The sequence below is a fragment of the Nostoc sp. genome, from assembly GCF_036917535.1.
Lineage (GTDB): Bacteria > Cyanobacteriota > Cyanobacteriia > Cyanobacteriales > Nostocaceae > Nostoc.
The window spans coordinates 50,345-73,688 of the sequence record NZ_JBALDA010000098.1 but is presented as its reverse complement, the minus strand read 5'-3'; the positions used below and the strand labels follow the sequence as shown (position 1 = coordinate 73,688).

Genomic DNA, 23,344 nt, shown 5'->3' with positions numbered 1-23,344 from the left:
CTATAGATTTAGGTCGATATTATCAGCATTAGCAATAGGCTGAGGAATACTAATAGGTAATCCATCATAAGTTAAATTAGTAGGTTCTTGCCCAGACGGAGCGCTGAGAATTTCTCGAATCAAAGGATTGTTGATTGCTAGTTGCTTATGTTTAATAAAATCAAAAATTTGTTCTTCTGTTAATTCGTAATTTCTCCAGTTATAGTAAACAGATGAGATGGCTAAGAGAGGTTTAATATCTTCGCTTTGTAAGCGTACCCATTCTCCACCTCGTTCTTTCAGAAGAATTTTCAAGCATTCTTGAGGTACTGAAGCTCCCGGATTAATTTTCTTTGAACGAACTAAGCAACCACGAGTCAGGTTAAACTTTTCATATTCAATTAGTCTTTTCAATGCTGCACCTATAAATTTTCCACCGGATTGTTGAATAACAACTACTCCTATTTTGACTTTTCCATTATTACCAACAATTCTAAAATTAAGATATCCTTGATCTGCTTTATTGGCTAAAATTTCCTCGACCTTTTCAACTTTTACTTTTTCTACTTCTACTTTGTCTTTAGCCAAACTAGCGAATGCTACTCGTAAAGCAGCAGCAATTGCCACTTCATCTTCTATCAGTAAATTGATCGCAGTATCAACATTTAGTACTGCTGCCTTAAAGTGTGGTTCAACTGGATGGACATCTTGAGATTTATCTGGATCAGTCAAAGTAAAATTATCTGCACACCATTTCAAAACTGATCTAACAGTAGGTCTTTCTTTCCCAAGTTCTCTGAGTTTAGTTTCATTAAATGGATAAAGAGAATGAGACGGAGTTTGTTGATATTCCTTATAAAAATCTTGTAACCATTGACTAACTAGAGAAACGATATCATCAGAATTGAGAAAGCTTAATTTTATAGGCTGTCTGTCAGCTTGATCGCTTACTAATCTATCTATAACTGCTTCAGCTTCTGGTAAAGCCTTGATTTGGTCTTCCCAGGTGCGAGGATACATTGCTAACAGTAAAACACCTTGTTTGAGACTGTTATATAAATCCTTAACTAAGCTTGCAATAACTTGTGCTGCTAAAAATCCATTATCAGCAACATCTGCAATATCTAATTCGTCAAAACAAATCACTGGAACTCGATAATAGCTAGTTATATCTATAATTTGACGAACAGTGCTTAATGCTTCAGCTTCTCTATCCTCACCTTTAGGATTTGGTAATCCCATCTCTTCAGCTTGTGATTGTGCTAATTCTAAACCAGATAACCAATAGCTTGCATAATTAATATGGACTGGAGAAAGTGTCCACAAAATAGCTTTCACTATGTAAGGATTGGTTATTTCAGGCTTGACTTTTAGAACACTTTCTGTCAGATGAGTTATAGCCTTAGTTGAGTGTTTGCTTAACCAACCTGGATACATGCTAATATACTGTTGAGGCGTATATTCCCACTGTTTTGCTTCGTTAATTAAAGCTGCTGCAATTTCCTGCCATTGCATTACTTTTTGACTACCAAAAGCTCTAAGACTAGATGCGACACTTTGCAGAAACAGAGACTTAATTTGATTTAAGTTATCATACTTGCTCATGTAGATAAATAAGCTACTATCTTCTGTCTGTAATCGGTGGCGAATCCTACTAATAATATGGCTTTTACCTAACCCTTTTTCTGCTGTAATTGTGATACCTACAGTTTCACGTTTTCCTTTACGGATTTTCTCAACAGCATCAAAAACTGCATTAGAAGCATGAGCATTAATTGAAGGCACATCAGGAAAACTTTTACCCCAGATTTGTTGCGGTCTGACCACAATATGACCTGCAAAAGGGTTTTGATTTTGAATCAGATCATTAATGGTAGATGTGGTAGCAGTCATAGTGTTGTGAAGTTAATGTGTGAAGAGTTAAATCAGGTTTAAGCTTTTAGGCGTGTGGCGTAGCAGCGTAATCCATCTAATTCTGTAGCTACCGAATCTTCAATTTTGTCGGGTGCGCTGTCTTCTACACTCCCGCCCTGTAGTTGTAAAATATCGTCAGCTTGCGTTTCCAATAGCCAATTATTAAACTCTGTACGACTCACCCGATCGCCAATTCCTCTTCTAATGCGATAAATTGGCACCAGATTATTAAAGTTGTACTCATAGTTCAATTTGTCGTAGACTTCCAACGCCACTGATTTAAACTCGTCGTAAGAAACGATCGCACCCTTCCCATTAACTGGTACATTTGCACCAACTACCGCAACATCAATCTGACTAATCCATTTCACCAACGCATTCGCTGCCCAAGTTCCTACTATCGTCCCTTCAAACTTAAACTTGTCACTCTTCAAACCCTTACCCAACACCTCTAAACCTTTGGGAGATGTCAGAGAATATCCCTTTTTGGAAATTGCGATCGCACCCTGCTTCTGTAATTCCTCGAATATGCCCTGATAATCTGTCACCTTCTGACCTTTGGCTACAATTCGCTTAGTAAGTTGACCCTTCTTAATTTCCTGCTGCATTCCTCCCAAATCCCACAAAGCCAAAAGAAGACGAGTTATAGTTTGGACTGTATTTTTTGATGTCATATTGAGTATATTTTTTGACAAAAATCAGCATAGTAACTGTATCTTTTTAATTTATTTACTCAGAAAAAATAACCGAGAAATTGCTGAAGATTTCGGTGTTTCAGCTAAATAGACTCATAGAAAATCAACAATATATTTCCTTGGGATGAATGCAGTTTCTCTCAAAGGCGGGATGGAATGCTTGAGAAAATTAACGATCATGACAGAGAAACGCTGTAGCTGTGCAGTTGTAAATTTAGTGGTATATGTTTTTTCAATTCCCAGCGAAATAACAGGAATTCCAACTTTGTTTTTGTAACAGCAAAGCTTTTAGCAAATACAGGTGAGAACGAAATCCAATGAACACAATATTTAAAGAACGTAAAATAGTTTCGCGTCTATTTGCAGTGCTGCTTTCGGCATTGCTAATGGTGCCCTTGCTGAGTAGCTGCGGAGGCGGTTCTAAAAACGCTTCAGTTCCACCACCTGTTGATGATACCGTCGGTAGAACAGTGAGCGATCGCACAAGCCAAACCGAAGCCAAGAAGGGCTTGTCTACAGGGCAGAAAGTTGCTATTTTGGCTGGTGCTGCGGGACTTTATTATCTCTATAATCAGCATAAGAATGCTTCCCAAGATGGAGCGCAAGGTAAGTACTATCTTTCCAAGAACGGGCGTGTATATTACCGTGATGCTGAACATCGCCCTCACTGGGTAACGCCACCAGCAGAAGGAATTCGAGTACCGGAATCTGAAGCACAAAAGTATCGGGAATTCCAAGGCTATAACCGAAGTGCTACAGGTCGCGATCTCTCTGGTATAACTTCATCCGCAGCTCCAGCACTCTAGATCAGCGAAGCGTGTGTAAATAAGAAAGCGGGTTTCCCGAAGGATAACGCTGATCGCGCACGTCGGAAACACGAACTTAAATCAGGAGACAGATTATGGTAGATGAATTTTTCCGAAAGGCGAAGGAGTTGCTTTTGGGGTCGAACAACGATCAAGCCGATCAAGATGCCGAATTCCGCGATCGCAATGTCCGTCCAGCCAGCGAAGATCCCTACGGCGACCCCGCAGATCCGGCATCTTACGGCAACGTCACCCCAGCCAGTGAAGATCCCTACGGCGACCCCGCAGATATCTCGTCTTATGGCAATGTTCGCCCAGCTAGCGAAGACCCTTACGGCGACCCCGCAGATATCTCGTCTTATGGCAATGTTCGCCCAGCTAGCGAAGACCCTTACGGCGACCCCGCAGACACAGGGGAGTTTGGTGATGTTCGCCCAGCCAGCGAAGATCCCTACGGCGACCCCGCAGATCAGGATTCCCGCCGTTAACGCAAAACCCAACCCTCCAGCCTCCTTGTATACCAAAAATGGAGACAATTCAAAGCCTCTTCTCTTCTAGAGGAGAGGTTTACAGAGGGATTTATAGATTTGATTTATAGGGTGATAAATTTCGGAATAAAAAATAAGGCAGTAGGTTTTAATCCTACTGCCTTTTATTTTTGCTGCTATTCCTACAAATTAGGAATTATTTTGTTGCCCAAAACTTCCTGCGATCGCTTAATATTTTGACGCTCACATCCAACGGATTAGTGACGACAATAAAAATAGCATTGGGAGAATGAGCGATGTCTACGACGGGCTACGCCTACGCATTATTTGCCGCTTCTACTACAATCATGGCATTGATTTTCAGCAAATCATCCTACTCATCCCTAGTTTGCGGGGAAGTCCGGCGGTAATCTCAAGAGTCCGAATAAATGCTGAATTCTGAATTCTCACTCCTGAATTCTTTTTTATTATTTAAACTCTTCGAGTTGATCCACACGTAACCAAATATTAGGTGTTGGCACTTTCCCAAACTTAATCAGGGCGTAATCGCCTTTGATATCTACAATTTCGCCCTTGCTTTCAAACAAATAAGAAGGAAAGCGAGCATCACTGGCTTTAGCCTCCAGACTGTTTTCTAGTTTTTCGCGCACAGCGCGAACCATATCTCCTTTTTTGACTGCCATGATTTCCTCTCTCAAATTTCTAACGTCTTTCACCTGCATTTTAAAAGAGTTCCGAGTTAGAATTCCTAACTCTTGTAAAGACGCGATTAATCGCGTCTTCTAACTCCCCGTAACGTTTGACAGTCGGAGCAAAAATGACTAGATCGCCCAGCTAACCTAATCCGTTGAATTGATGTACCACAAACTCGACAGGGTTCTCCAACACGGTTATAAACCCAGGCTACACCACCATAGTTGCCGTTAGTACCTTTGACATTTAAGAAATTACTAAATGTTGTACCACCAGCCTCAATGCTAGCTTCTAACACTTGAATGATGGCTGTTCGCAAACGCTCAATTTGCTTTAGCTGCAAATCTATACACAAAGTTTCAGGTAAAATTCCACTCTTAAACAATGCTTCATCGGCATAGATGTTACCTAATCCTGCCACCACAGATTGATCTAGTAGCGCAGTCTTAATTGGACGGCGGCGGTTTTGGAGTTTGCTTGCTAGATATTCAACAGTGAATTCGGGTGAAAATGGATCTGCTGCCAGTTTTGCCAAACCAGTCATAATACTTTCTACAGCAACACCAGGCGGAACCCACCATATTTTACCGAAGGTACGCTGATCGACAAAGCGTAATTCCTGCTGTTCTCCAAAGAATAATCTAACCCGCGTGTGCTTGTGTAATGGTTCATCTCGATGCAGCCATAGTAATTGACCGGTCATTCGCAGATGAACTCCTAGCCAACTGGTTGATGAAGGGGAAGTTGATGAGAGTTTAGCAAGGAGATACTTACCGCGACGATGCCAAGTAGCGATCGCATTTTTTTCAATTCCATCAACAAACTCACCAATAGAAAACGGATAGGCGATGGTGCGGTCAAGCAACACATCTCCACCCGTGATTTCTTGGTTGAGGGTCAATTGATTTAGACCCCTTCGGACTGTTTCAACTTCAGGCAGTTCGGGCATTCAAGCTGATTTGAGCAGGCAATTGTGATTTATTTGAGGAATCGAGGAAGAAGAGATGGGGTAGTAATTTATATACCCGTAAGTGGGTGTATTACTACCCAAAATAAACCGTAAATACCCGCAGGGCGGCTCTCGGAGATTAGGGTAGGCTTGGACAAAGAATGAATGAACTGAAATTTTCAGACTTCATACTTCAGACTTTTAGACTACCCTTCATCATCGCATCAAACAACCCCCTTGTAGCTTTGCTGCTATTTTTTCGGTGCTTTAGCCTTTGGTGCTTCAACCTCGACTAATTCATCTTCGGCAAAGTTGTTGGTATTGATACCAGAGTAATTTACCTTGTTAAAGCGGACAATTACTGGGTATTTGATGCCGCCTTGGTCGATGGAAGCCACAGTTCCTAGATCCTGAAACCAGTAGGATTCAGGGCGGAGAATACGTACTTTAGAACCACGTTGAACCATGATTATTTTCCCTTTTAGTTATTAATCGCCAATCTAGAGGGCTAATTGATTTCACTCTACAACCTCAAGGTCGCAGCAAGAGTCTTTGTTAAGTTATTTGTCTGAATTGGGCATGGGGCATTGGGCATTGGGAAAGAGAAGGCAGGAGGCAGGAGGCAGAAGTTCTTTAATGCGTGAATTTTGAATTTTGAATTGATTGCTCCCTACTCCCTCAACACATCCCAAATTTAAAACTGTATTAGATTCTACTTGACAAGGCACACATTATAGCGTACCTTCGTTCGCAAACAGTTATTTTGTAGAAGCTTATGTTTTAGTTAAGACAAACACACTTCCCTCATTACCTCTGCCGATCCGCAGGTCGTTATCTATATAAGTGATATCTAACCAGCCTTGCTGTTTGTCACTGTTTATAGCAACATCAATTCCGGGAAATTTTCTACCTGCTTCAATTTGTTGGATAAAAGTTACCGGAGAATTGTATTCTATTAAACGTTGTAAACCAATAATAGAACGCTCAAATTTCACTTGGACACGCCGACCTGAAACTGGCTCAAATTTAGCAGCAACGCTGACTAAACCTTCTAAATAAGGTAAGCCATAAATCTCAGCTATGTTGTAAACACTGGTTGTCTCTACCCGGATACACTGATAGATTTGACCTAGTTTGCACAAAGGTAAACGATCTAAGTTTAAAAGAGTCTTGCTAGTGGTGTATAGTAATCGCCAATTGCCATCTAGCAAATTACCAGCTTCCACCGGACGGGGTGTAGGATTAAAATCTTCTAAATTGGCGATCGCGATTAAGATAGCCTGTTTCTGTTCTTCAGTCGCCAGTAGACCGCGATTAGTAAGTGCGATCGCATCCATAAAAGCCGCTTTTGGCATCATCGCCTGTCACCTCAAAAATCACTTACTTTCCATCAGCATAAACAAGATATTCATGACATATATGTAAAGCCATAAAAATTACTAAGAATCGCTTGACTTAAGCCTTATGCTTATTAAATAAAAAAAATTCTATCTGAATGCGGATTTATCAATTAAAGAGTTGAAAAGATAACTAAATTAATCCGTGTCAAGTGATAGACTCTAAATGTCAACTTACGTAAACCTTTTCTTGTCCTCACTCGATATGTTGAACTCTCCATTACGTGAAGAACCCCGTAACCAGCGAGCCGATGTCATCCCCCTAAAGCCAGAGTCTTCTTTGTTGGATTGGTTACAAAACAACGGTCACATCATCGCGCGTGACCTTCACGAACTGGATTTTCAAGCTGACGAAGAAGGAATAGACTCCTTAATGGGTGTAGACGATGGAATTGGCTACGACCTCGATGATGATGAAGATGATGATATAGGAATCGCTGAAAATTAGCCTTTTCAGGCTAGGGACTTGGTAGTATCCCTAGTTAATGGTATTCAATTTTATAAGTGTGGAGTGAAGGGAAACTTCTGTGGACGCTAAATTATCTCCTGAGCAAGGATTAAACATTTCTGGAATCGCTCTAGCCTCTTTATTAGCCGTAGGGCTAGGTACAACAGCATTTATCTTGGATTCGCTGGCCAATCGGCTACCGTGGCAAAGTATGTCGTTAACCCTGCCACTGCTGTTGTGTGCGTTGGGTTCAGGTGTGGTGGGCTATTGGGTAATACCTTTACTTCAAGCACTTAAAACTGGACAAATAATTCGCGAAGATGGGCCCCAAGCTCATCTAAAAAAGGCAGGCACTCCCACAATGGGCGGTATATTTTTTATACCTGTATCTGTGCTGCTTGCTTGTATATTGTCTAACTTTTCTAAAGAGGTGCTTGCAGTTTCGGCCTTGACAATCAGCTACGGATTGATTGGCTGGCTCGACGATTGGCAAATTCTGCGCCGTAAATCAAATAAAGGTATATCTCCACAAACAAAACTGGCTTTGCAAGTGAGTTTTGCGGCGATGTTTTGTCTATGGCTGATGTTTAATCAACCTTCTAATATTACAAATATTGCTTTGCCTTGGGTGAGCTTCACACTACCCCTAGGATTTCTATTTTGGCCTTTAGCTGGTTTTGTACTAGTTGCAGAAAGTAATGCGACTAATTTAACAGATGGTATTGATGGCTTGGCAGCAGGAACAGTTGCGATCGCACTTTTGGCATTAGGTGCTTTAGTTGCGCCTACAGCACCAGGGTTGATGGTTTTCTGTGCTGCTTTAAGTGGTGGGTGCTTAGGTTTCTTAGCCCATAATCGTAACCCAGCCCGCGTTTTCATGGGAGATACTGGTTCTTTAGCACTGGGAGGAGCTTTAGCTGCTGTAGCACTCTTGACAAACAGCTTAGTAGGTCTGTTTATTCTCAGTGGTATCTTCTTCGTAGAAACGCTTTCGGTGATGGCACAGGTAAGTTATTATAAAGCCACAAAAGGCCCCGATGGCAAAGGCAAACGTCTCTTCAAAATGGCACCTTTACACCATCATTTGGAACTAACTGGCTGGTCAGAATTGCAAGTGGTTGGAGTATTTTATATAATTGCTGCGATTTTGGCTACCATTTGTTTAGCGATCGCTCCATTCTGAATATTTTAAAAACTGCTTGAATATAAAAAACAACTCCCACATCTTCAGGGAGTTGTTTTTTTATCCGATAAATTTATGAGTTTCTAATTTCTATACTGAAAAGTCTGACACTCGATCCAGACTGAAAAATTGCTTATTTTACCGCTTACGGTGTTATGAATTCGATATTCTTTTTCAATTATAGGTATTTACATACTCCATAACCCGATTCTTCCCTGTTCGCTTTGCCTCAAGCATCGCTTGATTTGCCCGATTCAGAAAATCCTTAACCGTAATCCCTGGTTCTGATACAGCTATTCCAAAAGAAGCAGTGATACTTTCGAGGATCTGATCGCCGTCCTTCAATTGCATTTGTTCAACATCTAGCCTTAATTCTTCTGCTCGCTTTCTGAGTGTTTCCAGTGTCATATTAGGCATCACAATCACAAATTCTTCACCACCCCATCTGCAAGCAATGTCAAAGGAGCGAATAGATCTTAACAGCAATTTTGCTAATTCCTGGAGAACAATGTTGGCAGTCAAATGTCCATAGTGCGAGTTGTAAGATTTGAAGTCATCGATATCAATGAAAATAACACTAAGAGGTTGTCCCGACCGTTCAGCCTCCGCTAGCCTTTGTTCTGTTATGGTTTGCATATAGTTTTGATTAAATAGTTGGGTCATCCCATCCCGCAAGTTCTCATAAGTTAGACGTTGTTTTATCGATAGATTATTTAGTGCGAAGGCTAAATATCTAGCAATAATCTCAGCAATTTGCTGATCTTCTGAGCTGATTTCTTCAAGGGCATAGATGTGTAAAATGCCAATTGTTTCGCTTTTTCCAAACAATGGAACACATAAATGTACGCCGCTAATAGGCGGTATTAAGTGGCTGCATATCAGTCCTGGATCACAAGACGATGAAAGGTTTAGTTTGCCTCTCCGCAATGCCCAACAATCAGATAGTGAAAATACTTCTTTACTACTTATTTTGGGTCCCCAAGTACTATTCATCTGAACATAATTTTTAGAATCAGCAATTATATTGATACAACCACTCATATTAGGAAACAGCTTGGAACAGGTTAAAGCAACCACTTGATACACCTCATCTTCAGACTCGCAGGAATAAAGCATATCCGCCATATCTGAGAGATATATAAGTTCTCGTTTTTTTACCTCTAATTTCAGTGTTTTTTCTTCTAGCTGCCGATTTAGGTCAGTGAGCGATCGCTGCGTTTCCATGGATTCTGTAATATCGATACTGATCCCACCGATGCGCCAAGCGCCCGTTGCATAATCGCTAAATGGAAACTTAAACGATTGCCAGTAGCACGGCTGATCGTTACCAGGCATCTTTACCTGTTCAATCAGCCTCAAGGGGCGTAGAGTCTTCAAAACGACTTGATCGTTTTCCATAACCCGCTGTCCCTGTTCTGGATCTGGCAAGAATTCAGTATTCGTTTTCCCCAACCATTCTTGTGAATCTACCGAAAATTTAGACTGTAGCTCCTGGTTGTAGTAGAGCATTCTAGATTCCTCATCTTTAATATAGGCTGCAAACGGGCCCTGATCTAGAAATAGCTCTTGTATCTGCTGACTGCCTTGAAGTTCGCGGGTATCTTCTTGATATTTGGCGATCGCCTCTACAATTTGATAAACGGTTGGTATCAGGTAGGGTAAGGCAGACAAGGAAATAAACGCCATTAGATCAAGTATGGCTAAGTGCAACAATGACACTGCTTGATGAGGCTCAAACACAGCCAAAAGGTGATGAAATCCGCAAAATAGTACGAATCCACCTGATAAGAAAAATGCTAACCAAAACTTAGAAGGGATAGTTGCCTTAGTTTTGGCAAAGAAAATCCCTATTAATGTAGGGATGCTAAAGTATGAAAATGCAGTGATGCCGTGAGCAATTATGCAATTCCAATAACTAAACTCTATCATGAACCTGATATCAACATCTTATTTGCTTAACTATAATTATCTCTGGATAGCTTTAAGATCCATGTATATAAAGGATGATATCAGTGTGTCGTTCGTATGAACTGCTGCTCATTTCACTCCCTTGCAAACCTGATTTACCAAGTGAATGAGTTCGGGTAAAATCAGTTTTTCCATTGCCAGGCGTACAGCATTACTGGAGCCAGGAAGTGAGAAGATTAATTTATCTTGATAAACACCAGCAACAGCGCGAGAAGCGATCGCCCGCGAACCAATTTCTTGATAACTTAAAAAACGAAATAATTCACCAAATCCCGGCAAAGTTTTCTCCAGTAACTTCTCAATTGCATCGTAGGTAGTATCTCTTGGTGCAATACCTGTACCACCATTGAAAATTACAGCATCCAAATTTGAGCTTTTACCTAGATTTACTATCTGCTCTTGAATTTGTGTTGGTTCATCTTTGATAATCGTGTAGGCTGCTACAGCATGGTTAGCACCAAGGATTAACTGCTGAATTAGCTGACCACTTTTGTCTGTTTCAAAAGTGCGTGTATCGCTGACAGTAACTACAGCACAAGTTACTAGAATTTCAGGCGAGTCTGGATGAGGTTGTGGCATTATATGTCACTCATGAACTTTTAATAATGGATAATCGGGCATGGTAAATGGCACATTCATTGAACATGACAATTACCAATGCCCTATGCCCTATGCCCTATGCCCTATGCCTCATTTTTGCTAAGTCCCAGATCGTTTTCTTCAGCATACCGCTCCATGAAGCGCATAAACCGATCCCATTCTTGGGCAGATTTCATTACGTAAAGTGCTTCTAATTCTTCCGGTTTCCCGTTAATAAATTTAGCCTTAACTTCACGGGTAATTATCTCGCCTTCTTCGTCAATCAAGTACATCCCGGTAATATCTTCGGTAGTACCTTGATCTAAAATTTTCGGATTCATAAAAATAAACGTCGCTGTACCACTATCCCCAGTACGCGATCGCGTCAAGCGCACATCTGGAATTACCTCTTCGTCAAGACCTCTAGAGAACTGGATTTTCGCCATGATGAATGAATTTAAACTTTTGTGATGGTTAATTTAATATTCTCTCATCAATTAGAACACCACGGTCTAGAGGCTACTGTTATTCATTTTTTTAGTGTATATACTTAAATTGCTTCTTTTTCAAGTAACAAAGTTACGGGGCCATCGTTTTCAATTGTAACTTGCATCATTGCACCAAATTGACCCGTTTCCACCTGCAAACCGCTAACTCTTAATTTGGTAACAAAACGATTATACAAATCTTCTGCCGATTGGGGAGCGGCTGAACAGTCAAAGGAAGGACGGCGACCTTTGCGACAGTCACCATAAAGGGTAAACTGACTGACGACTAACAAATCGCCACCAATTTCTTGTACAGATTTTTGCCAACGGTCGTCTCCTCCTTCGTCAGGAAACAGCCGCAACTCTAAGCACTTACGCACCATCCAGTCGATTTCAGCATCAGTATCGGTATTGGCTATACCGACGAGCAAATTTAGCCCCCGCCCAATTTTGCTGATAATTTCACCATTAACTGTAACTTGAGATGATTTGACTCGCTGGATAACAACGCGCATTTTTATCTAAACGTTCATCAAGTTTCAATTTTAGAGTAATGTCTACCACTAGCTATTGAGTGTGGCATTTTTAAACCGCAAGTTAAATATAGAAACAATGAACGCCTACCACTTGATAAAATCTCTTAATGTTTGATAACGTTTGTAAATTCCTTGCTGAAACTTTCTCCAGCGACTTTGCCACTTGGCTGTTAGGAGAATCTATTACACTCACACAATTAAGTCCTTCTGAACTTTCTTTGGAACCAATCCGCGCCGATGCGCTGATATTGCTCCAATCTAATGAAGTTGTGTTGCATTTGGAGTTTCAAACCCAACCCAAAGCTGATATTCCCTTTCGGATGATTGATTATCGGTTGCGAGTGTATCGCCGTTTTAAAAGTAAGCGAATGCGTCAAGTAGTGATTTATCTACAACAGACAAATTCAGAACTTGTGCAGCAAACCACATTCACTTTGGAAGAAACCTCCCATAGGTTCGAGGTAATTCATCTTTGGGAGCAACCAACAAGTGTATTTTTGGAGCATCCAGGATTATTACCATTTGCGGTGTTAAGTCAGACAAATAACCGCACTGCTACATTACAGCAAGTTGCTCAAGAAATTTCCGAAATTACGGATCAACGTATTCAGAACAATATTGCAGCCTCAGCCTTCATTCTGGCTGGGCTAGTATTAGAGAAGGAGATAATTCAACAATTGCTGCGGAGGGAACTTATGCAGGAGTCAGTAACTTATCAAGCTATCCTTGCTGAAGGTTTAGCTGAAGGTCGTGCTGAAGGCCGTGCTGAAGGTCGTGCTGAAGAAGTGCGGCGTGTAGCAATAAATTTGCTCAAAGAGGGAATCTCAGTAGAAATAGTAGCGAAAGTGACAGGGTTATTCGTGGAGCAGGTACAGCAGTTGGCAAGCGAAGAAGTCACTAATACAGGGGAGTGAGAAATGCGATGTCTACGACGGGCTACACCTGCGCTACTCTCTCATTTTCATTGATCAAAATCGATGGCGAAGCCATTGGGAATGCATTCCCAGGTGGAACCTGGGAACGAGTACGAGTTTTAAACTCTTAACTTCTGTACAGACGCGATTAATCGCGTTTCTACTTCTAACTTTTATTTGCCAAAGCCTTTACCACGAGAGGTTGAAGGTAGACAAATGCATTTTTCGAGTTGACTAATTAAAGTCTCACGATCCAAATTTTGACCAATCAGCACTAGTTGGTTTTTCAATTGACCTTTCCATTCATCATCATCCAAAGTGAAGCGTTTACCGCAAAGGTGGAAAATATGACGCTTCGGACTTTCATCAAACCACATAATCCCCTTGGCTCGGAAGATATTTGAGGGTAGCTGGTTATCTAAGAAATACTGAAACTTCCTAATAGAAAAAGGCTTGTCACTCTGGAAAGATATGGAAGTAAAACCATCATTTTCTAAATGGTGAGAATGATGGTGATGATCGTGATGGTCATGGTCATGGTCATGGTCATGGTCATGGTCGTGATGATCGTGACCACATGTTGAATGATCGTGGTCGTGGTCGTGATGGTCATGCTCGTGATGGTCGTGTTCATCCACCACTGTGTCAAAATATTTATCAGACTCAAACAGACCAATACTCAGAATTAAAGGAAGTGGCACTTGCGATCGCGTAGTGCGGATAATTCTTGCTCCTTCTTTGACTTCGTTAATTTTTCTTTCTAACTCGTTCAAAGTGGCTTCATTAACCAAATCTGCCTTGTTCAGCACAATTACATCGCCATAAGCAATTTGGCTGTATGCTGCCTCAGAGTTAAATAAATCTAGGCTGTAATTAGCCGCGTCTACTACGGTAATAATCGAATCTAAACGGGTTAAATCCCGTAATTCTGTGCCCAGAAATGTTAAAGCCACTGGTAGCGGATCTGCTAATCCAGTTGTTTCCACTACTAGATAATCTAAATTTTCTTGGCGTTCTAAAACTTTGTAAACTGCATCTACTAAATCATTATTAATAGTGCAGCAGATACAACCATTATTTAGCTCCACCATGGTCTCACCAGTGGAAACAATTAGCTCGTTGTCGATGCCAATTTCGCCAAATTCATTTACGAGAACAGCGGTTTTTAAACCCTGTTGGTTGTTGAGGATATGATTGAGTAAAGTCGTCTTCCCACTACCGAGGAAACCCGTAATAATTGTTACTGGCATTCCTTGTTTGGGCGTATCCATTGCCGAAGATTCGGGTGTAACTGCTGATTGCATAGCGCTGTTATCAAATAGTCAAAAAATAGTAATGTAGCGCAGATAGTCCAGAAAACACTAGCGCCGCTACGCGGAATTCACGCATTCAAAATTCAAAATTCAAAAACCCTTGATTTCTGGGCTTTCGAGATTTTGTCCAATAGTATGTTGATTTCCGCCATGACGTACTAGCATAGGGATGCTGGACTGTCATCCCAGCTGCTTTACCCTATTATTGCTTATCTTCCTATTCAGGATTACATCTGTTAAGCTGTTCCACCTTTGACTTTCATACAGTCAGCAGCCAGAATGCCTGCCAATACGGGGTTTTCCATTTTGAATGAGAAAATTTTGAATTGATATATGACCCTAACCCTTTACAATACCCTCACCCGTCGTCAAGAACCGTTTGAAACAGTCGAACCAGGCAAGGTTAAGATGTATTACTGCGGCGTGACGGTATACGACTACTGCCATTTGGGTCATGCTAGAGCTTGCATTGTTTGGGACGTAGTACGTCGATACCTCCAGTTTATCGGTTATGAAGTCCGATATATCCAAAATTTTACTGATATTGATGACAAGATTCTTAATCGAGCCTGTCTTGAACATTCATCAATGGAGGCTGTAGCCGAGCGCTTTATCAAAGCATATTTTGAGGATATGGCGCGGCTGGGGATTAAAGAAGCTGATGAGTATCCCCGCGCTACTCACACGATGAATGGCATTCAACGGTTAATTCATGAGTTGGAAAATAAGGGTTTTGCCTACCCTGCTGACGGTGATGTGTATTATCCAGTACGAAAGTTTTCTGAATATGGCAAACTTTCGGGACGCAAGTTAGAAGATATGCAAGCCGGAGCGAGCGATCGCGTCAACGTAGAAGATCCAGAATACCAGAAAAAGAAAGACCCCTTTGATTTTGCTTTGTGGAAAGCAGCAAGACCAGGAGAACCTGCTTGGGAATCACCTTGGGGCGCAGGCCGTCCGGGGTGGCATATAGAATGCTCGGCAATGGTGCGCGATCGCCTGGGTGATACCATAGATATTCATGCTGGTGGTGCTGACTTAATTTTTCCCCACCATGAAAACGAAATTGCCCAATCTGAGGCTGTGACAGGAAAACCCCTAGCGCGTTACTGGCTGCATAACGGCATGGTAAAGGTAGATGGTGAAAAAATGTCCAAATCTTTGGGCAACTTTATCACTATTCGAGAATTGCTGGATCGAGGAATTGACCCGATGGCAGTGCGGTTGTTCGTGCTGACTGCTCAATATCGTACACCCATAGATTTTACTGAGGAAGCGATCGCCGCAGCAACCAACGGTTGGCATACCCTTAAAGAAGGATTATTGTTTGGCTATAAGTATGGTAAACAACTGGGTTGGCCATTGGATACAGTAAATAATCCCATTCTCCATCCCGAAGGTCAGTTTTTTGAAGGACATGCTGAACAACTGGGTTGGCCATTAGATACAGAATTTAATCCAAATTTAAAATTCGATAATATCATTAATCTCTTTTGTGAGAGTGTCAACAAAGACTTTAATTTCCCTGGTGGATTAGTATCGCTATTTGAAATGGCCAAGGAACTAATCCGTGAAGGAAATATCCTAATACATCAAGGAAAACCAACGATATCAGCAGATGAGTTACCCAAGACGTGGCGAACACTTGTTACTTTGGCTGATGTTTTTGGTTTAACTGCGAAGCCAGAAGTTGAAACACCTGTAAATGATGGTTTAAGTGATGCAGAAATTGAAAGGCGAATTCAGCAAAGGCAAGAAGCACGTAAAGCCAAAAATTTTGCCGAAAGCGATCGCATTCGTGACGAACTTCAAGCAGAAGGTATTACGCTAATTGATAGCCGTGATGGCACGCGGTGGCACCGAAATTAGAGGGGACTGGGAACTAAATTGAATTCTTCCCAATGCCCAATGCCCAATTCCCAATTCCCAATTACTTAAATTATGTGGTCTGAACTCAAAAAAGCGATCGCTAGTTTCGATATTCCCGCAGATTGGATTGGTATTAGAGCCGTAAAGGAGACTTCTACTACCCGTTTAGTCCGTGACGCCTTACCCCAACTAAACGGCAAATCCTTCACTGTTGGAGCCATGCTGGAAGTTTTAGTCAATGGCTGTCTGGGTTATGCAGCTACTAACTCTCTAGAATTGTCTTCCCTACAAGCTGCGGCTCAAACAGCCTATAAACAGGCACTAGCAGCCAGTGAATGGTGGATATATCCCTTCCGTGAAACTGAGCGTCCTAAAGTTGTGGGTGAATATAAATCTCCATTTATTGAGCCATTGGATGCTTTGAGTCCAAGGGAAATCAATGATTTACTGGTTCGTATTTGCCAAACGCTGAAAGTTGACAACAAAATTGTGCAAACCATAGCCAGTGCCAGCACCACTGAGAGAGAATCTTGGTTTGTTAGTAGCAATGGCTCAGAAGTCTATCAAAAAATACTATCTATAAGCACTAATTACAAAGCCACTGCTCAAGATGGAGCGGTTGTACAGCAGCGCAGCAGCAACGGTTTGCAAGCAAACTGTTACCAAGGCGGACTCGAACTCTTAAAACAAGAAAACTTATGGCATCGGGTGCGGCAAATAGGCGAACAAGCAATAGAACTCTTGACAGCAGAAGAATGCCCAAGCACCCGTACCAATTTAGTTTTAGCCCCAGATCAAATGATGCTGCAAATCCATGAAAGTGTCGGGCATCCCCTAGAAATTGACCGAATTTTGGGAGATGAACGTAACTATGCTGGGGGCAGCTTTGTTAATAAAAGTGATTTTGGTAATCGAGTATATGGTTCGCCGTTGATGAATATTACCTTTGATCCCACTGTACCTGGTGAATTTGCTAGTTATGGCTTTGATGATACGGGTGCTGTAGCAACAAAGGAGTATTTGGTTAAAGAAGGAGTACTGCAACGGGGTTTAGGCAGTTTAGAGAGTCAAGCCAGAGCAGGTGTACCAGGAGTTGCCTGTGCCCGTGCTTCCTCATGGAATCGACCAGCGATTGATCGCATGGGTAACTTGAATTTAGAGCCTTTAAACGGTACTTTTGAAGACATTATTGGCGAGATACAACACGGCGTTTATATGGAATCTAACCGTTCTTGGTCAATTGACGATCGCCGCTACAAATTCCAATTTGGTTGTGAGTACGCTAAATTAATTGAAAACGGTAAACTTACCAAAACCCTCCGTAATCCTAACTACCGCGCCACAACACCAGAGTTTTGGCATAGTTTAATTAAAGTCGGAGATGCCACAAACTGGCAAATGTATGGTACTCCTTATTGTGGTAAAGGAGAACCAAATCAGGCCATTTGGGTAGGACACGGTTCACCTGTCTGTGTATTTGCTAATGTCGAAGTTTTTGGTGGAGGAACTTAAAAAATATAATAGTTAGGAGTTGGTAGTGAGGAGTTTTGAATTAAGTAGGTAGGCATAATTAAACATAAAATAAAATCTTAACTTTTTTGAGCAATTTATCGCTCAAAAAAAAGATTATCAGGACTAAACTCCTTACTACAAACTTTAATTATTTACGCCAGCTACTTATTTAAAAAAATTTTTAACTTCTAACTTATAACTTTCTCCCTCTCATTATTCCCTATTAATATTTAATATCTATGAAAATTGAGAAATTATCTGCATTAGAAGTCAGCTTTAATCGACTGATTGAAACTCTGCTGATTAAAAAAGCAGAAGATGAACAATTCACTGTAAGACTTAACAGTGAAATAAGTCAATTTACTCGTTTCAATCATGCGAAAGTGCGACAAACTGGTTGTGTTGCTGATGGTTGGATAGAACTGACTTTGATGCAAGATCGGCGCAACAGTGTTCGGCAGTTTCCCTTTACTGGAAATTGGGAGTTAGACTGGCAATTAGCATATAGTGCTTTGCAAGAACTACGTGACGAACTTATTCTACTACCCATCGATCCATATCTAGTTTTACCATCAGGAAATAATACCAGTAGAGAAATACATTCTGGGAATTTGTTGGCGGCTGAGGCAGTAGTTCCAACTGTGTTAGAACAAGTTGCTGAATTGGATTTTACAGGGTTATATGCAGGAGGAGTAATCATTAAAGCTTATGGTGATTCCAGTGGTCAAAAACACTGGTTTGCTACTGATTCTTTTACCTTAGATTATTCTCTATTTTCCCCATCTGGACAAGCAGTTAAAGGCACGTTTGCTGGGAGTGATTGGAATAAATCTGCATATATAGCCAAAATTAACGAAGCCAAAAAGCAACTCGAATTGCTTTCTCGCCCCGCGAAAGAATTGCCACGGGGACAATACAAAACTTATTTTGCACCTGCTGCTGTTGCAGATTTATTAGTAATGCTTTCTTGGGGAGCGGTAAGCGAAGCTGATATCCAACAAGGAAACAGTGCTTTAGCTGTTTTATCGCGTCAAGAAAAACAACTTTCTCCAAAATTTAGTTTGAAAGAAAATTTTCAGCGGGGATTAGTGCCGCGATTTAATGAATTGGGAGAAATGGCAGCACCGGAGTTACCTGTAATAGAAAAAGGGTATTTGGTAAATACTTTGGTGAATTCTCGTACTGCTAAGGAATATCAAAAAATTGCCAACGGCGCTAATGGTTCAGAGACTTTACGAGCGCCAGAAGTGAGTCCGGGAAATTTAGGATTTGAGCAGATTCTTCCGAGTTTAGATACAGGATTATATGTATCTAATTTGCATTATTTGAATTGGAGCGATCGCCATACTGGTAGAGTCACAGGTATGACTCGTTATGCTTGTTTTTGGGTAGAAAAGGGAGAAATTATTGCCCCAATTGAAAACTTACGTTTTGATGAAAGTCTCTATCGTTTCTGGGGAGAAAATTTAATAGATTTGACTATTTTTCAAGAATTTATTCCCGAAGTAGGTACTTATGAAAGTCGTCAACTTGGAGGTAGTTTAGTTCCTGGTATGTTGGTGGAAGATTTTATTTATACTTTGTAAATACATCGTGCAAAGATGCAGATAAATTACTAGCTTATTTGCGTCTTGGCATGAGATTAACTTAATAATTTTGATTTGATGATTTTAATTTTACTATTTTTGAATATAATCCAAATGCTCGAATCATTGAATATTAATTATTATAGTTAATTATCTTCTAATTCAAAACACCAACCTTGTATTTCTATAACTTCTTTAATCTCAGTTTCCAATATTTGAAAAGCAGACAAAGCCCGTAATGCTGAAAAATCATTGATGATTTCTGCTAGTCTGTGAACACATCCATTAAGCTTATCCGACGAGAATTGCTTGAGCCGCCGACCTCTTAACCCACTAGCTTTGCATAGAAGTTCATGAAGAATATCTTTAGGATCAGGTAATTGTTCAAGTTTATAAATATTTGGCAATTCTAATGGCTCACGCCCACGAGGATTACCCGCAGCTTTCCGTAGAGCAGCTTCGTCAAATAAAAGCCACGCTTCCTGCATACGTACAGGAATAACACAAACATGAGGTGGTACTACCAGTGATTGTTTAACTTCTTCTACTGCTTGTCGAATTTCAGCTACACGATTTTCACGTGGTTCTTTTTCTGCATCTCGATGAATAAATAAAAGATCACAAGGATAGAGTTCTACGCTCTTGATGATGCGTGGCAATAACTTTTTAGGTGGTTTGGGTAAGCGTCGCAGATCAGCCCAATTAGATTGAATAGCACACTCAACCTGATTTACCCGTAATAACCAATTGAGAATAGGCATCAATGCTTTGTCTGAGCTACCGTCAGACACAAAGGTGTAGCAAAGTTCTTTCATGTCAATTGAGTAGGGAAACCAGGAATTAGTGGTTGAAGATCATTTCTATCTATAACTCGGCGTTTTGGGGTTGGTATTAGTTTTGATTTTTGGAAGCTTTTTACCTCTCCATTACTATCAGGCTCTAATTTATCAATTACTACCGGATTTAGATAAGCAAGAAGTTTACCTTTAGGGACAACATTTGTTCCTTCTGGCTCTAGCTCTCGCCAAGTATCAGGAAGACAACCAAAAGAAACACGCTTAAACCGTTTTTCTGAAAATACTGTTTCCTTTAATTCAGCAACTAATAAGCTTTCATCAGGTACTTGCATTACTACAGATGGTGAGTGAGTGTTAATAATCACTTGGCGGAGTGGGTTATCTATACCAATAGTTTCATTAACATCAGTGGCGATGTCTTGAAGCAATTTTAGTATTTTAGGAATACGCTCAGGATGAATGCCGTTTTCCGGTTCCTCTAAACACAAAAGACCTTGTGCTTGTGAGTCTAATTCTAAAACTGCCAAAGCCAAAAATCGTAGGGTTCCATCTGATAACGCCCTCGCTGGATGTGAAGTACCATCTCTACCAATCACCATTAATGTCAGGAGTTCCCTGCGTTCATCTCGATCAATTCCTACTTCACCCACATCATCAATTAGTTCTGCTAAAAGATTAGCAACTTGGCTGTAAACTTGTGCTTCGGCCTCATCCTCAGAAACTCCATCTAGAGAATAATTTTTATTTAACCTTGCTAAGTGATAGAGTGTTGCAGCCAAGTGAGAACCATCCATGTCTAATTTTGTAGGCGCTGTAAATTCGTCTGGTTGACGTAGTGCTGAAGGTTCTAATTGAAGTAATCGCCAAGATTGCATTTCTCTTCGCGCTAGTAAGGCTGTTGGACTTTCAGCAGCATTAGCAACAGAAAGTACTGTTCGAGGCAGATTTGCAGCTAGTCGAGATAGAGGTTTTCCTTTGATACCATCTTGATGTAGCTTAATGACAGTCTTATCTTTATCAGTCTCAGTTGAAATAAATGGTGAAGTTCTTCGTCCCTTAACTGCGGATTTACGCCACTCAACACTGTGAGGAAACAATAAGTTTTTTCTTGCATCACCAAGGTTGATGTGAACTAACTCTTCTTTAATAATTTCTAACGACCCTAAAGACCGTAAACTATCATCCCAACGATAAGCTAGAGTTAGAGAATAACGAAGAAAAGTAATACTAGCTTTTGCCTGTTGTCCTAAATCATCTACGCCTTCCTCTGGTACGATCATTTCTGCCTCAAAAGACATTTTATCTGTATATTCATGACCAACTCGGTGAAATAGACTACGCACATCGGCTGTTCGACCTTCTTCATCTCGCACAGACAAGGCAGCGTCAATTAGGGTTTGATCGGCGATCGCACTCAAAAACCTAATAGCATCAAATAAGTTAGATTTACCAACCCCATTAGCTCCGGCTACACAAGTAAATGGCCCGAAGCGAACATTGACATCGACGAGGTTCTTAAAACCAGAAACTTTTAACCTAGTTAGCATAATATTCCTCTGTTGGCAGAAAACATTGCAAATGTGCCAAGCAGACGTGGCTCACAAACAGAGTAGACCTTCTTGTTCTAGTTTGACTGTACAATCTGAGAAATTTTGGGTTTGGTTGGATAAAACCTGCTTATATAGTGATACCCGCAACTAGCTCAATCAGCTGTTGCACCTCTAGCAAAGCTTCTTTTCTACAAACGCGATGTGTAAATTGCCTCTCTATGAGAAAAATACATCAAACCGTCTTTCTACAATCCTGTCAGCCCAAACTGGTAAATGCTAAGACTACAATTTATCTTTTCTTGCCAGGAGGTGAATTGCGCTGAGTGAGGTTATCAATTTGCAATTGTTGCCGACCGTTGGTGATCACTTGCAACATCTGTTTGAGATCCTGCTCGATATTTCCCAAAATGCCATCGGCATAAGCATCAGCACCATCTTCAATTTCTTGAGCCTGAGCGATCGCAGTTTGTCGCATCAGCTCTAACTCTTGCTGACAAGCATACCGCTTGCGGTCAATCTCGGCGAGGGTTTCTTGCATTATTCCCTCACACTCTTGTTGTACTTGTCGCCGCAGTTGTTCAGCTTCTTGTTGTGCCTGGCGAATAATATCGCTTTCAGCTAAAATTTGCGCTCTTTTTGCTTGTGCAGCCTCAACAACCTGCTGTCCATACTCTTCCGCTTCCAGCAGAATTTCGTCCTTTTGATTGAGAACTGCTGCTGCTTCTTGAAAAAGCGATGGTAAAGCCAGCCGGATGTAATCAAGCTGATCCAGCAGCTTTTCTTCATCTATGAGTGTGCGTCCCGTCAGCGGAATCCTGAGACTAGAGAGAACCATTTCCTCTAGACGGTTGAGTTCCTGCTGAATATCTATGCTTCCCTCTCCACCGAGATATTCTTGAGAGGAGGGATTGCTTCCGTTGAGATTGGGTTCAACATTGGAGATTTCTGATTGTAGCATTGGTATATATCTAGGGCAACGTGTGGGGGAACGAGATGATCGATAGAGCCACCAAACCTTGCAATCTCTTTTACCACACTACTACTTAAAAAACTATACTCATTTGAGGTTGCGAGAAAAACTGTTTCTATTTGGGTAGAAAGAGTTTTATTGGTGTGAGCCATTTGCAGCTCCACTTCAAAATCTGACACAGCCCGTAAACCCCGGATCAAAACTTGTGCTTGTTGCATTTGAGCATAATTGACGGTAAGACCATCAAAGCTGTCTACTTTTACATTCGGTAGATGTTCTGTAGAAAGACGGATCTGATCTAGCCGTTGCTCCACACTAAAAAGTGGCATCTTGTTAGGGTTCCGTAGTACGGCGACAATCACCCGCTCAAACAGCCGACTACCGCGCCCAATGAGATCGAGGTGTCCCAAGGTAATGGGGTCGAAGCTACCAGGATAAATAGCAATCACAATTTTAAATATATCAAAGTTGTTTAGGTGATTATATTGAAGGCATTTTGTGTAACTTACTCAAATCTACCATCTTGCGCTCTCGGTAAGGATGGTAAACTCAATTGTTTTAGTGGTACAAGTTATGCTCAACTATAGCGTTAGGAACTAGACTCCTAAATTTGAATACTGGATTTTTACCTACGTCCCCACAATATTGTGGAAGATTCAAGTGTAGTTACAGTATTCAAGACACAAGAAACTCCGTACTTAGCAAAGTGC

23 protein-coding genes and 1 pseudogene are annotated in these 23,344 nt (G+C 41.0%); 8 read left to right on the top strand and 16 right to left on the bottom strand.

Going from position 1 to position 23,344, the window contains the following annotated elements; translation table 11 throughout:
• On the bottom strand, positions 1-1,872 hold the full coding sequence (locus V7K56_RS32665) for a hypothetical protein (RefSeq protein WP_334917597.1): 1,872 nt from the start codon (positions 1,870-1,872) through the stop codon (positions 1-3).
• Between the two features lie 38 nt (positions 1,873-1,910).
• Entirely contained in the window at positions 1,911-2,567 is a 657-nt protein-coding gene (locus tag V7K56_RS32660; protein ID WP_334917595.1) for a hypothetical protein, read from the bottom strand.
• Positions 2,568-2,905: 338 nt separating this feature from the next.
• Here V7K56_RS32660 and V7K56_RS32655 point away from each other — a divergent pair, with 338 nt between their 5' ends.
• A complete protein-coding gene (locus V7K56_RS32655; protein ID WP_334917593.1) occupies positions 2,906-3,394 on the top strand; it encodes a hypothetical protein in 489 nt (162 codons plus the stop codon).
• A 95-nt stretch (positions 3,395-3,489) separates the two neighbouring features.
• Positions 3,490-3,882, top strand: coding sequence for a translation initiation factor (locus tag V7K56_RS32650; protein WP_334917591.1), 393 nt, complete (start codon positions 3,490-3,492; stop codon positions 3,880-3,882).
• Between the two features lie 244 nt (positions 3,883-4,126).
• Here the strand turns inward: V7K56_RS32650 and V7K56_RS37340 are convergent.
• From V7K56_RS37340 to V7K56_RS32625, 5 genes and pseudogenes are all read right to left on the bottom strand, one after another.
• Positions 4,127-4,293 (bottom strand): annotated as a pseudogene (locus V7K56_RS37340) (lactate/malate family dehydrogenase); the annotation flags it as partial.
• Between the two features lie 56 nt (positions 4,294-4,349).
• Positions 4,350-4,565 (bottom strand): NAD(P)H-quinone oxidoreductase subunit O, encoded by a 216-nt coding sequence (locus V7K56_RS32640; RefSeq protein WP_322663474.1) that lies wholly within the window; start codon positions 4,563-4,565, stop codon positions 4,350-4,352.
• 86 nt (positions 4,566-4,651) lie between these two features.
• The gene (locus V7K56_RS32635; protein ID WP_334917588.1) at positions 4,652-5,524 is read right to left on the bottom strand and encodes a DNA-formamidopyrimidine glycosylase; all 873 of its coding nucleotides are present in this window, start codon (positions 5,522-5,524) and stop codon (positions 4,652-4,654) included.
• 251 nt (positions 5,525-5,775) lie between these two features.
• Positions 5,776-5,991, bottom strand: coding sequence for a photosystem I reaction center subunit IV (locus V7K56_RS32630; RefSeq protein WP_322730086.1), 216 nt, complete (start codon positions 5,989-5,991; stop codon positions 5,776-5,778).
• Positions 5,992-6,297: 306 nt separating this feature from the next.
• The gene (locus tag V7K56_RS32625) at positions 6,298-6,882 is read right to left on the bottom strand and encodes a PAP/fibrillin family protein (RefSeq protein WP_334917586.1); all 585 of its coding nucleotides are present in this window, start codon (positions 6,880-6,882) and stop codon (positions 6,298-6,300) included.
• Positions 6,883-7,126: 244 nt separating this feature from the next.
• Between V7K56_RS32625 and V7K56_RS32620 the strand changes: the two genes are divergently transcribed.
• Together V7K56_RS32620 and mraY are read left to right on the top strand one after the other, a co-directional pair.
• On the top strand, positions 7,127-7,369 hold the full coding sequence (locus V7K56_RS32620; RefSeq protein ID WP_334917738.1) for a DUF3134 domain-containing protein: 243 nt from the start codon (positions 7,127-7,129) through the stop codon (positions 7,367-7,369).
• A gap of 79 nt (positions 7,370-7,448) precedes the next feature.
• The gene (gene mraY, locus V7K56_RS32615) at positions 7,449-8,552 is read left to right on the top strand and encodes a phospho-N-acetylmuramoyl-pentapeptide-transferase (RefSeq protein ID WP_334917584.1); all 1,104 of its coding nucleotides are present in this window, start codon (positions 7,449-7,451) and stop codon (positions 8,550-8,552) included.
• A gap of 174 nt (positions 8,553-8,726) precedes the next feature.
• Here the strand turns inward: mraY and V7K56_RS32610 are convergent, their stop codons facing one another.
• The 4 genes from V7K56_RS32610 to dtd all read right to left on the bottom strand — a co-directional run bounded on the left by V7K56_RS32610 (position 8,727) and on the right by dtd (position 12,102).
• Complete coding sequence (locus tag V7K56_RS32610) at positions 8,727-10,481, bottom strand: diguanylate cyclase domain-containing protein (protein ID WP_334917582.1); 1,755 nt, start codon at positions 10,479-10,481, stop codon at positions 8,727-8,729.
• A 108-nt stretch (positions 10,482-10,589) separates the two neighbouring features.
• Positions 10,590-11,099 (bottom strand): MogA/MoaB family molybdenum cofactor biosynthesis protein, encoded by a 510-nt coding sequence (locus tag V7K56_RS32605; RefSeq protein ID WP_442940356.1) that lies wholly within the window; start codon positions 11,097-11,099, stop codon positions 10,590-10,592.
• 104 nt (positions 11,100-11,203) lie between these two features.
• A complete protein-coding gene (psb28, locus tag V7K56_RS32600; RefSeq protein WP_334917580.1) occupies positions 11,204-11,545 on the bottom strand; it encodes a photosystem II reaction center protein Psb28 in 342 nt (113 codons plus the stop codon).
• Positions 11,546-11,649: 104 nt separating this feature from the next.
• Positions 11,650-12,102, bottom strand: coding sequence for a D-aminoacyl-tRNA deacylase (gene dtd, locus V7K56_RS32595; RefSeq protein ID WP_334917578.1), 453 nt, complete (start codon positions 12,100-12,102; stop codon positions 11,650-11,652).
• A gap of 128 nt (positions 12,103-12,230) precedes the next feature.
• On the opposite strand from dtd, the gene V7K56_RS32590 reads away from it, so the two are divergent.
• On the top strand, positions 12,231-13,037 hold the full coding sequence (locus V7K56_RS32590) for an Rpn family recombination-promoting nuclease/putative transposase (RefSeq protein ID WP_334917576.1): 807 nt from the start codon (positions 12,231-12,233) through the stop codon (positions 13,035-13,037).
• A gap of 173 nt (positions 13,038-13,210) precedes the next feature.
• Here the strand turns inward: V7K56_RS32590 and V7K56_RS32585 are convergent, their stop codons facing one another.
• The gene (locus V7K56_RS32585; protein ID WP_334917574.1) at positions 13,211-14,341 is read right to left on the bottom strand and encodes a CobW family GTP-binding protein; all 1,131 of its coding nucleotides are present in this window, start codon (positions 14,339-14,341) and stop codon (positions 13,211-13,213) included.
• 342 nt (positions 14,342-14,683) lie between these two features.
• On the opposite strand from V7K56_RS32585, the gene cysS reads away from it, so the two are divergent.
• From cysS to V7K56_RS32570, 3 genes are all read left to right on the top strand, one after another.
• A complete protein-coding gene (gene cysS / locus V7K56_RS32580; protein ID WP_334917572.1) occupies positions 14,684-16,219 on the top strand; it encodes a cysteine--tRNA ligase in 1,536 nt (511 codons plus the stop codon).
• 72 nt (positions 16,220-16,291) lie between these two features.
• Positions 16,292-17,731: a TldD/PmbA family protein gene (locus V7K56_RS32575; protein ID WP_334917570.1), complete on the top strand. Its 1,440-nt coding sequence runs from the start codon at positions 16,292-16,294 to the stop codon at positions 17,729-17,731.
• A gap of 239 nt (positions 17,732-17,970) precedes the next feature.
• The gene (locus V7K56_RS32570) at positions 17,971-19,317 is read left to right on the top strand and encodes a TldD/PmbA family protein (protein ID WP_334917568.1); all 1,347 of its coding nucleotides are present in this window, start codon (positions 17,971-17,973) and stop codon (positions 19,315-19,317) included.
• A 146-nt stretch (positions 19,318-19,463) separates the two neighbouring features.
• Here V7K56_RS32570 and V7K56_RS32565 read toward each other — a convergent pair whose 3' ends face one another.
• From V7K56_RS32565 to coaD, 4 genes are all read right to left on the bottom strand, one after another.
• Complete coding sequence (locus tag V7K56_RS32565; RefSeq protein ID WP_334917566.1) at positions 19,464-20,132, bottom strand: hypothetical protein; 669 nt, start codon at positions 20,130-20,132, stop codon at positions 19,464-19,466.
• Entirely contained in the window at positions 20,129-21,661 is a 1,533-nt protein-coding gene (locus V7K56_RS32560) for an AAA family ATPase (RefSeq protein WP_334917565.1), read from the bottom strand. The genes V7K56_RS32565 and V7K56_RS32560 overlap by 4 nt, the downstream gene beginning before the upstream one ends.
• A gap of 292 nt (positions 21,662-21,953) precedes the next feature.
• Positions 21,954-22,622, bottom strand: a complete 669-nt coding sequence (locus V7K56_RS32555; protein ID WP_334917563.1) for a DivIVA domain-containing protein — start codon at positions 22,620-22,622, stop codon at positions 21,954-21,956.
• A complete protein-coding gene (gene coaD / locus V7K56_RS32550; protein ID WP_334917561.1) occupies positions 22,532-23,083 on the bottom strand; it encodes a pantetheine-phosphate adenylyltransferase in 552 nt (183 codons plus the stop codon). Before coaD ends, V7K56_RS32555 begins: the two co-directional genes overlap by 91 nt.
• Positions 23,084-23,344 lie beyond the last annotated feature (261 nt).